The sequence below is a fragment of the Bifidobacterium santillanense genome (assembly GCF_018555385.1).
Taxonomy (GTDB): domain Bacteria; phylum Actinomycetota; class Actinomycetes; order Actinomycetales; family Bifidobacteriaceae; genus Bifidobacterium; species Bifidobacterium santillanense.
Map to the genome: position 1 here is coordinate 25,570 of NZ_JAFEJS010000003.1, position 13,408 is coordinate 38,977.

A 13,408-nucleotide genomic window follows, 5' to 3' on the forward strand; every position below is an offset into this window, starting at 1 on the left:
GGTTGGCTCACACGTTCGTCATCGGGCGTCGTTTTGTGCGATCGACTCGCGCATGACGCGGGCCACGGCGCGCTCGCGCGACGCCTTGGTCGCGCGCATGCCGGCCGTGACGACGATCAGCGCGACCGTGCAGGCGATCCAGAGCGTCCGGCCGCCGAACCGGCTGATCACGGCGCCGCCGATCAGCGGGGCGAGCGCGATCGACAGCGACCACAGCACGTTGTACACGCCCTGATACGTGCCGCGTGCGGCCGCCGGCGCCATCGAGGCGACGATGGTCGTGGCGATCGGGAACGTGCCGAGTTCGCCGAGCGTCCACAGCACGACGGCGAGTGCGAATCCGGCCCACGAGCCGGCCACGGTCTGCACCGCATACCCGATGACGGTCACGGCGAGGCCGGCGACGATGACGCGCGAGTTGCCCATGCGCGAGAACAGCCTCATCGCGGGGATCTGCAGGGCGCACAGCATGAAGCCGTTGATGGTCAGGAGGATCGAGTAGTCGCCCAGTCCCATGCCGAGGTCGGTCATCGCGATCGGCAGGCCGGAGGTCGACTGGAAGTAGACGAGGTAGTAGCCGAACATGAGCACGGAGAAGGCGAGGAACGGCCAGTCGGTCAGGACGCGGCGCCAGTTGTCGCGCAGGGAGCCGGGGGCGGGCGCGGCCGAGGTCGAGTCGGAGGCCCGGTCGACGGTCGGACCGTCGGTTTGGTCTGACGTCGACGCCGAAGTCGACGCGACCGGAGACGACGCCGACGCGACGCCGCCGGCCGTCGGGCCGGGCACCGCGATCCCCAGATGCCGCACCTCGCGGAAGAAGGCGACGAGCAGCGCGGTCACGGCGATCATCACGGCGGCCTCGACGTAGAACATCAGCGAGTACGACACCTTGACCAGCTGGTTGGCGACGATCGGGCCGATCGCGTAGCCGAAGTTGATCGCCCACGACTGCAGGACGTACGCGCGCTGCTGGCGTTCGACGGGCACGACGTCGGCGATGTACGCGGCGATCGCGGGGCTCGGCAGCGAGGCGAACGCGCCGTAGACGAACAGGGCCGCGCCGAGCGCCACCGGGTCGACGAGCAGGGAGACGACCAGCAGCGCCGCGGCGGCGCCGATCTCGCCGATGACGATCATCGACTGCCGGCCGAACCGGTCGGAGAGCGTCCCGCCGAACAGGCATCCGATGATCGAGCCGAAGCCGTACATCGCGACGACCGCGCCGACGACGCCCTCGTCGATGTGCAGCGCGGAGACCAGGTAGATCGACAGGAACGACGTGACGAACCGGCCCATCCACAGGATCAGGATGGCCAGCCATAGGCCCCAGTACAGCAGGGGCAGTCCGAAGAGCATGCGTCGTTTCACCCTCAACACCCTACTCGGGTTCGGGTCGCGGCGATACGGCCGTGGGCCCGCGTACGTTTCGCCGGGTCTTTTCCGGCTCCGTCCGGCGGAACGTACGCTCAGCGGCCGTCAGCGTACGTTCGACCGGACGTGGGACGGAAAGGTCCGGTGGAACGTACGCCTGGAGGTCGGCGGGTGCGGTCGGGACACGGCGGGACACGGCGGGAGGGACGGAACGCCCCGACCGCACGTCCCCTCCCGTTCGGTTGGGCCTTGTGAGACAATGACCCTTATGGTTACGAAGAAAGGACCGACCAAGGGGTCGGGTGGCAAGCATCGCAACGCGCTTCGCGGCAAGGGACCGACGCCCAAGGCCGAGGATCGCGTCTACCACAAGGCATACGCGGCCAAGAAGGCGGCCGACCGCCGCAAGATGGCCGATCCGCGACTGGCAGCGCGCCGTCGCGTCGACAAGTTCGCCTCGGCGGACACCACGGATCTGGTGTTCGGCCGCAACTCCGTGCTCGAGGCGCTGCGCGTGGGCGTGCCGAGCTCCACGCTGTACATCATGTCGCGCATCGAGCACGACGACCGCACGCGCGAGATCGTCAAGCTGGCGGGCACGCACGGCCTGCACATGCTCGAGGCGGATCGTCTGGAGATGGATCGCATCGCGCGTTCCGGCAACCATCAGGGCGTGATCCTGAAGGTCGATCCGTACCAGTACTCGTCGCTCGCCGAGCTCGCGGACCGCGCCGACAAGAAGTCGCGTGCGATGGAGGCCGCGAACTCCGAGGCGGCCAAGCTGAACGCGCGTCCGCTGTTCATCGCGCTCGACGGCGTGACCGACCCGCAGAACCTCGGCGCGGTCATCCGTTCCGCCGCCGCGTTCGGCGCGAACGGCGTGATCCTGCCGGAGCGTCGCTCGGCGTCCGTGAACGCCGCCGCGTGGAAGGTGTCGGCCGGCGCGGCCGCGCACCTGCCGGTATGCCGCGTGGTCAACCTGACCAAGGCGATCGAGAGCCTCAAGGAGCGCGGCTACTACGTCGTGGCGCTCGACGGCGGCGGCGACAAGATCGTGGGCGAAACCGGTTTCGAGACCGACCCGCTGGTCGTCGTGCTCGGCTCCGAGGGCAAGGGCGTGAGCCGTCTCGTGCGCGAGGCGTGCGACGCGGTCGCCGGCATCCCGATCTCCAGCCAGGTCGAATCGCTCAACGCGTCCGTCGCGGCGGGCATCAGCCTGTACGCCGTAGCCAACGCGCGCCGCAAGGCGGCCGAGGCGGCACAGGCCTAAGCGGGCAGGCGACGTCGCGACGATACACCGACGGACGGGGTCGGCACCGATGCGGGAAGATCGGGCCGGCTCCGTCGCGTCGTCGTCATCGCTCCGATGCGCGGTGGCCGTGGCCCCGACACGGGCAACACGGACGAAACGGCGCGATCAGGCGCATCGTCAGACGCCAATCAGATGTCAATCAGGCGTAATCAGGTATCACTAGTCAAGGAACGAGGCAAAGATGCAAGCATCCATGAACCTGTCGGGTCTTTCGCAGCTGGATCCGCGCGCGGCGAAGGCCACCAGCGTCCAGGCGGAGGACGAATCCGCCGCGACCGCCGAACCGCAGGCGCTCAAGATCACCGCGGCGAGCTCCAATCCGAAGATGTTCACGCTGCCGTGGGAAAAGCCGCTGGCCACGTGGCCCGCCGAACTGCTCGCCAACCTGCCGCGAGGCATCTCCCGCCACGTCGTGCGCTTCGTGCACGTGGGCGACGAGGTGTACGCGATGAAGGAGATCACGCGCCAGATGGCCGAGCGTGAGTACGAGATCCTGCGCCGCCTGCAGAAGCTTGATCTGCCGGCCGTCCGCCCGATCGCCGTGGTCACCGGACGCCACGACCGCGAGGGCAACCCGCTCGAGGCGATCCTCGTGACGAAGCACCTCAAGTTCTCGCTGCCGTACCGCGCGCTGTTCGCCCGCAACCTGCAGCACGACACCGCCGAGCGTCTGATCGACGCGCTGGCCGTGCTGCTGGTCCGACTGCATCTGGCCGGCTTCTACTGGGGCGACGTCTCCCTGTCGAACGTCCTGTTCCTGCGCGACGCCGACGCGTTCTCCGCGTTCCTCGTCGACGCCGAGACCGGCGACCTGCAGGTCAACCTGACCAACGGCCAGCGCGAATACGACATCGATCTGGCGCGCACGAACATCATCGGCGAACTCATGGATCTGAGCTCCGGCAAGCTGCTGCCGGACGACGTCGACGAGATCGAGGTGGGCAACCGCCTGGCCGACCGCTACCACTCGCTGTGGAGCGCGCTGACCGACACCGACAAGTTCGGCCCGGACGAGATGTGGAAGATCGAAAAGCGCGTCAACAAGCTCAACGAGCTGGGCTTCGACGTGGACGAGCTCGAGATGAAGACCGAGGAGGGCGGCAAGCGCATCCTCGTGCGTCCGCGCGTGGTCGACGCCGGCTACGCGAACCGCAAGCTGCTGCGTCTGACCGGTCTCGACGTGCAGGAGAACCAGGCCCGTCGACTGCTCAACGATCTCGACGCCTACCGCGCCTCGACCTGGCGCGACGGCGAGGATCTCGAGATCGTGGCGACCGACTGGATGCGCGAGGTGTTCGAGCCGACCGTGCGTTCGATCCCGCGCGAATACCGCTCGCAGATCGAGCCGGCGCAGTTCTTCCACGAGGTGCTCACCCACCGCTGGTTCCTCGCGGAGAAGGCCGGCCACGACGTGCCGATGAGCGAGGCCGTGACCAGCTACATCGAGAACGTGCTGCCACAGCAGATGCTCAACAAGAAGGACATCGACACGCTGCTCGAGGAGGCCGATTCCGGCGTCATCGACGACGAGTCCACCTACTACGACAACGACGATGACGACGGCTACAACCCGGACTTCGACCCGGACGCCGCCGTCTGGTCCCACTGATCCGAGCCACACGATAACCCCGGGGTTCGCACGCTTCCCCTCACCACCCCGGGAGTCCGCCACGTCCCGGTCCAGGGTCATCACGCCCCGGTCCAGGGTTGTCACATCCCGGTCCGGGATCACCACGCGTCGGTCCGGGATCACCACGCCCCGGTCCGGGTCTGTCACGCGTCGGTCCAGGGTTGTCACGTCCCGGTCCGGGTTCAGCATGCATCGGTCCGGGGTTGTCACGCATAACTCCAAGGTTGCCACACTAAGTCCGGGATTGTCACTCGTTGCCCCGGGATCATCACCCCGAACTCCGGGGTTTGTTACGCAAAAACGATACAAACCCCGGAGTCATACGTGACAACCCCGGACCGACGCATGATGCCCCCGGAGTCATCCGTGATTACTCCGGACTTCGTGAGTACTCCGGACTTATACACTGCCAGAGCCGGCATCTTGGATCCAGCGATAAGCCTATCGTCGTCGCACTCCACGCAAGGCGACAGTGACGACCCGGCAGTGCTCCCATGGATCGCACAATGGCATCCTGGCTAACGACTGACGGCAAATGGCAAGCACCCGGCCGACGCATCCGTATCACGACATCGTCGCAGGGTTTTCCACCGGGTTATGCACCGGCGTCCCGGTTTTCTCCGCACGACAACACCTGCCTTCACGAAACGGGTACGGTCGCTGCATGAACGAATCGCAGCAACACGGCATCGAACTCGACAACCGTCTCACGCATTGCGAGCGTGACCGCACATGTCTGATACCAACGGATCGGCGCAACTACATGATGCTCCAGCGCCGGGTATCGCGTGGCCAACTCGTCAAACCGTATCCCGGAATGTTCGCGCGGACGGCATACTGGACCGGCACCGACACTGATGAACAGCATCGGATCATCGCACGCACGCTGCAACGGCTCCATCCCGAATGGACGTTCGCCGGCATTACCGCGGCATGCGTCTGGCGGCTTGATCACGGACGCTATCTGGATCGCAACGCCGCCATATTCGTCGCCGCAATCAACCATGACGTCGGCATGAATCAGACGAAACAGCTGCGGCGACAGTATCTGCCGCGCTGGGAATTCGGCAGGACCGTCGTGAGGGACGGGGTGCGGGTCACCGGCATCGTGCGCACGTTGTTCGATTGCGGAAGGCAATATGCGTTCCGTGATGCGATGCCGTTCTTCGACTCCGCCATCCGCGCCGGATACGTCACCCGCGAGGAGCTCGTCGCCGCGTACGACGTACCGCGTCTGGGACGGAACCAGCACAAACCGCGACTGCTGGCGCGGTATGCAAACGGGCTCAGCGAGAACGGCGGCGAATCGTTCTGCTACGCCACCATGATGGAGGAGGGCGCGGCGACGCCGCAGCAACAGGTGGAGTTCACACATCCCGATGATCCGCGTCGTACGTTGCGTGTCGATTTCTGCTGGACGCTCGACGACGGTTCCATCGTCGTCGCGGAATTCGACGGCGCGCGCAAATACGTTGACCCGAAGATGGTCGGCAGCCGGACGGTGGGCGATGTGGTGGCTGCCGAGCGCGATCGACAGGAGCTGCTGCAGCGATGCCGTGTTGCCCGGACCGTCCGCATGACGTTCGACGACGTCTGGCGTCGCACGCCGATGATGAGCAAGCTGTCCGCCGCCGGCATCCCAATGGGATATTCACGGAATCTGACGTCATGAAAATGAACTGCAAGGCCGGTCCGGAATCATCACGCCAAACCCCGGGATGGTCACGCGCGGGTCCGGGATGGTCACATGCGAGTCCGGGATCGTCACGCGCAAGTCCGGGATCGTCACATGCGGGTCCGGGGATGTCACGTCACACCCCGGATTTTGCACGCCTGACTCCGGGGTTTGTTACGGAAAAACGATACAAACCTCGGAGTCCAGCGTGACATCCCCGGACCCTCACGTGATGATCCCGGAGTCGGACGTGACACCTCGTAGTCAGGTGCGACAACCTCGGAGTCAGGTGCGATGAAACCCGGAGCTCCGTGTGACGAACCCGGAGTCCCGTGACGTACCCGGAGTCCCGTGACGAACCCGGAGTCCCATGTGACGCACCCGGAGTCCCGTGACTTACCCGGAGTCTTATGGGACGCACCCGGACTGTTCATGGGATGGAGGCGTCGGGGACTGGCGGGGTCTCGAGGAGCGTCGTCTTCGGCGCAGACGGCATCGATTGGAACGAGTTCCACGCCCACACCCCATGGGAATCGGGTGACTAGGAAGCGGAGCCTAAAGCACCACAAAAGTTCCATAGCCCATGATTCACACCCACACAAACACCCGAAGAGCCCCAAAAAAGAAGCCCCGCAACGTAGCGGGGCTTCTTCAACGAGACGGAATAGAGAGGAAGAGAGACGTCTCGTTTAATGGTTGACCGAGCCAACAGCTTGCTCAGCCAAGTCTTCAAAGGCCAATCGCCCGGAAGAGGCGGGGACCGGGCGCCGCGCCATGCGAATCATGGCAACGACACCGGTCGACGACCGCGCCGGTCACGCCGGCAGGTCGCGGAAGACCATGCCGGCGGATACGACCGGAGCGATTGGCGTCATTCAGTTATGCGATATTCAATTATCGATATTCAGTTATTCGCGTTCGACTGTCAGTCACTGTCAGTCGATCCCGATCTCAGTTGATGCGCAGCTCGGTCGACGGAGCGAACAGGTGCATCTTGGCCGGGTCGATCTTGATCTTGACGGTCTCGCCGACCTTCGGCAGCGCACGCGGGTTCACGCGAACCGTGGTGAGCTTGTTCTGGTCGGACATGACCTGGGCCTCCTCCGCGGCGGAGCCATCGGTGATGATGTTGCCGTAGATGTAGCCGTCGGAGCCGAGATCCTCGACGTTGACGACCTTCAGCGAGAAGGCGTTCGGATCGTCGGCCGGGGCCAGGGAGGCGTCCTCAGGACGGAAGCCGACGACGATCTTGCCGCCGTCCTCCGGGGTGAGCTTGTTGACGGCGTCGGCCGGCAGGTCGACGGTGTCCTCACCGATCTGGGCCTTGCCGTTCACGACCGGGTGCACGTTGATGTTCATCGACGGGGAGCCGATGAAGCCGGCGACGAAGACGTTGGCCGGGCGATCGTACAGCTCGGTCGGGGCGCCGACCTGCTGCAGGATGCCGAGCTTGATGACGGCGATGCGATCGCCCATCGTCAGGGCCTCGGTCTGGTCGTGGGTGACGTACAGGGTGGTGACGCCCAGCTGACGCTGCAGAGCGGCGATCTGGGTACGGGTCTGGACACGGAGCTTCGCGTCGAGGTTGGACAGCGGCTCATCCATGAGGAAGACCTTCGGCTTACGCACGATGGCGCGGCCCATGGCGACACGCTGACGCTGACCACCGGACAGGGCCTTCGGCTTGCGGTCGAGGTACTCGGTCAGGTCGAGGATCTTGGCGGCCTCCTCGACGCGCTTGCGGATCTCCTCCTTCGGAGTGCCGGCGATCTTCAGAGCGAAGCCCATGTTGTCGGCGACGGTCATGTGCGGGTACAGCGCGTAGTTCTGGAACACCATAGCGATGTCGCGGTCCTTCGGCTGCATGGTGGTGACGTCCTTATCACCGATCAGGATGCGGCCCTTGTTGACCTCCTCGAGGCCGGCCAGCATGCGCAGCGTGGTGGACTTACCACAGCCGGACGGGCCGACGAGCACGAGGAACTCGCCGTCCTTGATGTCAAGATTGAGATCATCCACCGAGGGCTTGTCGTTGCCCGGGTAGATACGAGTGACGTGGTCGAAAACGACTTCTGCCATTGTTCATCCTTTCAGAGGCAGGTACGTGCCTCACGATCCGTTGTAAAGGGATTACTACTTTGCTTTACTGCTGTGCTTTGATCCGTTCGTTGCCGTTGACCGCATCGCTGCAATCGCTGGTAAACCGCAAACCTCGGCGTTTACTTATGCGGACCCTCCGGACTCCTCCGTCGAGCCTGCGCTTCACTATACACGCTCTCGCCGCCAAATCAAGGAAAGCGCTTTCGCAAGTGTTTCGCATGAGCCCCGGCGTGTCGTGGAGTCTGTCTAACCGACCAGACGCCCCGACGATCAGACGATCGATGGCTGCGTGCGCACGACGAACGACACCTCGCCGTCGTCGGGCGAATGCAACGTGGTGCTAAACGCGATCGTCGCGCCGAACTCGTCGCGCACGGTCGAATCCATCTCCAGCACGGCGGTACCGTCGGAGACGCCGAAGTACCAGGCCATGCGTCCGTCCAACGCGCGCACGCGCACGGTCGCGTCGTTCTCGACGAGCTTGACGGCGTACTCGCGCTCGAGGAACTCATAGAGCGAATCGTCGCTGAAGTCCCATGCGAGTACCTTCGGGAACCTCGAGGCGACCAGGAACGAGACGACATGCTGCTTCGCCGCACCGCCCACGTAGCGCAGGCGCTCGAGCCGGATCAGATCCTCGCCCTCGTCCACTCCCAGATGCGCCGCGGCCTTCGCGTTACGCACGATGGAGTCGTCGAGCACCTTGGTGCTCACGGCGTTGCCGAGATCGGCCTGCTGGCGGAAGAACCCGCGGATGTAGCTGCCGATGGTGCGTCGCCCGGCGGCACCGGCGGCGACGCCCGACCCCACAGTCATCGCGGGACCGGACGCTCCGGCACCGAACCCGACGGCCGTGCGGAAGGTGCCGCGACCCTGCTCTCGCGCCAGCAGCCCCTCCTGGATCAGATCGCCGACGGCATGGCGCAGCGTGATGCGGCTGACCCCGTACCGTTCGCACAGCTCCGGCTCGGCCGGCAGCTTCTCGCCCGGCTGCATGGCCTGCGCACGTTGCCGCAGGTTGTCCCTGACCGCAACGTATTTGGGAACGCCCTCTGCCATGTGTCATCAGCTCCTTGTCTGTTCTCGATACGACTTTACCGTGCCCCGGCTCGACGACCCCGTCGCGGATGCGTGCGCCGCCCGGAACCGGATGGGAATACGACGAAAGCCGGGATGACGCTTTCGGCGCCAATCCCGGCGATTCCGCCGTTCATGTTCGATGTTCGGTTATCTTCGGACGATGCCGTCTCCGGCCATCACCTGCGCAGTCACTCGGAGGCGACCTCGGCGGCGGCCTTCCGCTTGTCACGCGCGGTCAGCGCGAACGACGCGGCGTAGAAGACGACGACTGCGGCGACGATGCCGACGATCAGCGCGACCTGACCGCCGTGGCCACCGAGCTGACCGAGCAGGATGCCGGCCACGCCGAAGTCGGCGTCGGAGTAGGTGGCGTTCGCCATGCCCATGTCGCCGAGCACCGGCAGCAGGAACAGCGGCAGGAAGGTGATCACCAGACCGTTGACGAACGATCCGATGACCGCGCCGCGGATACCGCCCTGTCCGTTGCCGATGACGCCGGTCGCGCCGCCGGTCATGAAGTGGGCCACGATACCGGGAATGATGATGGTCGTGCCGGCCAACGCCATGATGCCCATGCCGACGATGCCGCCGACGAAGCTGGAGATGAAGCCGATGAGCACGGCGTTCGGAGCGAAGGTGAAAATCATCGGCACGTCGAGGGCCGGCTTGGAATTCTTCACGAGCTTCTCGGAGATGCCCTTGAAGGCGGGGACGATCTCGCCGAGCACCACGCGCACGCCAGCGAGGATGATGAACACGCCCGCGGAGAAGGTGGCGGCCTGCAGGACGGAGAAGACGACGAAGTTCTGGCCGTCGGACAGCTTATCCTCGATGTACGAGCCACCGGCGAACAAGGCGACGACGATGTAGATCAACGCCATCGACAGAGCGATGATGACGGTGGTGTCACGCAGGAAGCCCAGACCGGACGGGAACTTGATGTCCTCGGTGGACTTGGACGGGTGCTTCCTGGAGCGGGTCAGACGGGCGACGAGACCGCCGAGGGCGATGCCCGCGCCGCCGGTGTGGCCGAGCGCCACATCACCGGTGCCCGCAGCGGCCTTCATGAACGGCTGCACGAGGGACGGGGAGATCGTCACGATCAGGCCCTGCGCGATGGCGCCCCACAGGATCACGCCCCATGCCGGCAGGCCGGCGACCTCGAGGATCACGGCGACCATCGTGGCCATATAGAAGGCGACGTGGCCGGACAGGTAGATGTACTTGAAGCGGGAGGTCATCGACAGCAGGATGTTGACGATCATGCCGAAGAAGAAGATCAGGGCCGCCTCGGAACCGTACTTCACCAGCACGGTGCCGACGATCGCCTCGTTGTTCGGCACGACGCCCTGCACGTGGAACGCGTGCTGGAACATGTCGCCGAACGGGTCGAGCGCCCCGGAGACGACGGACGCGCCGGCGGAGAGTACCAGGAAGCCCACCATCGTGCGGATGGTGCCCTTCATGATGTCCGTGCCCTTCTTGTGCTGCACGGCCAGGCCGATCAGCGAGATCAGCGCGACGATGATCGACGGCTGGCGGAAGATGTCCAACAGGACAGACAATGCGCCATTCATGGGTTCTCCTTCTTCTTGTGCTTTCCCTATTTCCTTGCTGCCGCTTGCCTACCGCGCGGTCACTTGCCCGGCACCGCGACGCCGTGGCGCTCAAGGGCGGCGGCGACCTGCTTGGTGATGTTGTCCATGTCGATGAGGCTGTCGAGTACGACGACGTCCTTCATCAGACCGGTCGCGGCCTCGGCGATGTCGCGGCCGACGAACAGCACGTCGGCGGAGGTGGGGGTGACGGACGCGATGTCCATGTGGTCGGTTTCGACGCCGTCGACGCCGAGGTTCCTCAGCGCCTTCTCGATGTTGAGCTGGGTCATGAAGCTGGAGCCGAGGCCGGTGCTGCAGGCGGTGATGATCTTCATGGTGAATGCCTTTCTGGTTATGGATTCTCGTGAATCCGGGGTTTGGGGGTTTGGTTTGTCGGTATGCGGATGGAGAGGATGGATGGATTGGATACGGGTGCGCCGGTCGCCGCCCGTCAGGCGAGGGCCTTGGCCAGTTCGTCGGCGTCGGAGGCCGTGTTGACCGCGGCGAGCCTGTCGGTATCGGTCAGAAGACCGGCCAGCGCCTGCATCAGGTCGATGTGGGCGTTGGAGTCCTCGGCCGCGAGGCAGAACATCGTGGAGATCGGGTGAGCCGCGTCATCGGCCAGATCGAATGGCTCGTCGACATGCAGGACGGACAGGGACGTCCTGTTCACTCCGGTCTCGGGGCGTGCGTGAGCGAGCGCGACCCCTCCGCCGAGGTCGATGTAGGTGCCGCCCGGCGACGAGATCGATGTTTTGATCGCGTCGATGTAGCCGCCGGTGATGGCGTCAGCGTCGAGCAGCGGACGGGTCACCTCGTCGACCGCCTCACGCCAGTCGGATACGCGATCGGCGTACAGGACGCCGCCCTGCTGGAAATATGACGAAAGCACAATGCCTCCTTGCGAGTTCGCTCCCACCGGTTGCGCGCACCACCACGCGTTGCGGTGATGCGGCGGCGGCCGAGCAATCGGTCTTCATGGTTATGTCCGCTGCCTCGGCCTGCGGCGGCCTTGGCGGAATCCGGTCCGCGGTTCATCCCGCCTCGTCGAATTCGTAATATCATCATATCGTCATAACGACATGATGTCATAACGGCGTGTCGGAGCACGGACGACACCGGACCGAGGCACCAAGGACCGGTCGATCATCCGCTACTCGCGACGCTGCTCGACCTGCTCGAGCTCGGCCTCCTGCATGGCGTTGCGGACCACGTCCGGCACCGCATCATGCACCGCGCCGACCGCATCGGACCACTGACCGGCCCATTGGATGCGCATCTGGCGCCAGTCCTCGCGCATGTCGCGGAACAGATCGGACAGCGACACGTGCTCCCCGTCGCCGGCACGCGCACCTTCGCCGGCCCCAGTCCCGGTCCCGGCCGCCGCGGCATCTTCGGCCCCGGCACTTCCAGCCCCGTTCCCGGCAGTCTCGCCTACGACCGGTACAGCCGCCGACGCGGGCGCATCCGGCACCAGACCGTCCATCCCCTTGGCGACGGCGAGCTTCAGGATGCCGAGCAGTTCGTGCAGCGCGGCGGGGATCGTGATCTCGTCGTCGCGCTCGATTTCGTCGCGCAGCGACTCGATGCGCCGGCGCAGCGCGTCCGCGTCCTCCGGGTCGATCTTCAGACCCGCGATCAGGGACTGGCGCATCGTCTCGTAGTCGAGGTTCGCGAAGAAGTTGAGCTGCTGGAGCTTCATGAACCGCCTGAGCTCGGGGAACCGTTCGTCGATGTACGTCTCGCGGTCGTCGGCCGCCTTCATCCAGTCGCGGATCAGCCGCGGGTCGAGTCCGGCGGTGATCGACCCCTCGCGCAGACGATAGTGGTACAGCGCCTCGGGGATGCGCACGACGCGCGTGGCCGCGCCGATCACCTCGCAGATGCGCGCGAGGTCCTCGATCTTGCGCCCCACGGGGAACGAGAACCCGGAACCCTGATACGTGGACGCGGGAGCCAGGAACGCCCAGAAGTAGCCGTCGATCTCGGCCCTGACCTGCATCTTGACGGCCTCGACGGGCTCCAGCACCTGCACCTGGTCGAAGTCGTTGTGGCGGTAGTCGGACAGCAGCGGCTTGCCGCTTTCGGAGATCGTGTCGAACTTGAACATCACGAGGTCGGCGTCGTACTTGCGCATCGCCGTAAGGCAGTCCTCGACGAGGTTCGGCGCGACGGTGTCGTCGGAGTCGGCGAAGTAGATGTAGTCGCCGGTCGCACGCGCGATGCCGGCGTTGCGCGCGTCGGACAGGCCGCCGTTGGGCTTGTGGATGACGCGCACGCGCGGGTCGCGTTCGGCCCACGCGTCGCACATCGCGGGGCACTCGTCGGGAGACCCGTCGTCGACGAGCAGGATCTCCAGGTTCCGGTACGTCTGCGCCGTGACGGACGCGACGCACGCGTCGAGGTACGACGCGACCTTGTAGACGGGGATGATGACGCTGACCAGAGGCTGCTGCGGCTCACGTTGCGACGACTCACGTTCCATGCGCACCAGCGTAACGCCGCCGCACGAAGGCGGTGTGAAGACCCGACGACCCACGGGTTCACAACGACGAGGAGCGGTTCCGCGCATCCGTCCATCGATGTCCGGCGACCCACGGACCACGGTCCGCCGGAACGGGGACGAGGCGCGTCATACAGGG

The 13,408-nt window shown here is 65.3% G+C and carries 10 protein-coding genes; 3 read left to right on the forward strand and 7 right to left on the reverse strand.

Features of this window, described 5'->3' with window-relative positions:
* Positions 1–18 precede the first annotated feature (18 nt).
* Positions 19–1,356, reverse strand: coding sequence for an MDR family MFS transporter (locus JS528_RS04230; protein ID WP_214357858.1), 1,338 nt, complete (start codon positions 1,354–1,356; stop codon positions 19–21).
* A 283-nt stretch (positions 1,357–1,639) separates the two neighbouring features.
* Here JS528_RS04230 and rlmB point away from each other — a divergent pair, with 283 nt between their 5' ends.
* The 3 genes from rlmB to JS528_RS04245 all read left to right on the forward strand — a co-directional run bounded on the left by rlmB (position 1,640) and on the right by JS528_RS04245 (position 5,985).
* Positions 1,640–2,641 carry a 23S rRNA (guanosine(2251)-2'-O)-methyltransferase RlmB gene (gene rlmB, locus JS528_RS04235; RefSeq protein WP_214357859.1) on the forward strand — a complete coding sequence of 334 codons (1,002 nt, stop codon included), beginning with the start codon at positions 1,640–1,642 and terminating at the stop codon, positions 2,639–2,641.
* 235 nt (positions 2,642–2,876) lie between these two features.
* On the forward strand, positions 2,877–4,292 hold the full coding sequence (locus JS528_RS04240) for a DUF4032 domain-containing protein (protein ID WP_214357969.1): 1,416 nt from the start codon (positions 2,877–2,879) through the stop codon (positions 4,290–4,292).
* Positions 4,293–4,977: 685 nt separating this feature from the next.
* Complete coding sequence (locus tag JS528_RS04245) at positions 4,978–5,985, forward strand: hypothetical protein (protein ID WP_214357860.1); 1,008 nt, start codon at positions 4,978–4,980, stop codon at positions 5,983–5,985.
* Positions 5,986–6,939: 954 nt separating this feature from the next.
* Here the strand turns inward: JS528_RS04245 and JS528_RS04250 are convergent.
* The 6 genes from JS528_RS04250 to JS528_RS04275 form a co-directional block, all read right to left on the reverse strand.
* Positions 6,940–8,067 carry an ABC transporter ATP-binding protein gene (locus tag JS528_RS04250; RefSeq protein WP_214357861.1) on the reverse strand — a complete coding sequence of 376 codons (1,128 nt, stop codon included), beginning with the start codon at positions 8,065–8,067 and terminating at the stop codon, positions 6,940–6,942.
* 291 nt (positions 8,068–8,358) lie between these two features.
* Positions 8,359–9,147: a GntR family transcriptional regulator gene (locus JS528_RS04255; RefSeq protein ID WP_214357862.1), complete on the reverse strand. Its 789-nt coding sequence runs from the start codon at positions 9,145–9,147 to the stop codon at positions 8,359–8,361.
* Between the two features lie 209 nt (positions 9,148–9,356).
* Positions 9,357–10,745 (reverse strand): PTS ascorbate transporter subunit IIC, encoded by a 1,389-nt coding sequence (locus JS528_RS04260; RefSeq protein WP_214357863.1) that lies wholly within the window; start codon positions 10,743–10,745, stop codon positions 9,357–9,359.
* Positions 10,746–10,804: 59 nt separating this feature from the next.
* The gene (locus JS528_RS04265) at positions 10,805–11,101 is read right to left on the reverse strand and encodes a PTS sugar transporter subunit IIB (RefSeq protein ID WP_214357864.1); all 297 of its coding nucleotides are present in this window, start codon (positions 11,099–11,101) and stop codon (positions 10,805–10,807) included.
* Positions 11,102–11,217: 116 nt separating this feature from the next.
* Complete coding sequence (locus JS528_RS04270; protein WP_214357865.1) at positions 11,218–11,658, reverse strand: PTS sugar transporter subunit IIA; 441 nt, start codon at positions 11,656–11,658, stop codon at positions 11,218–11,220.
* A 261-nt stretch (positions 11,659–11,919) separates the two neighbouring features.
* Positions 11,920–13,251 (reverse strand): glycosyltransferase, encoded by a 1,332-nt coding sequence (locus tag JS528_RS04275; RefSeq protein WP_214357866.1) that lies wholly within the window; start codon positions 13,249–13,251, stop codon positions 11,920–11,922.
* Positions 13,252–13,408: the final 157 nt, after the last annotated feature.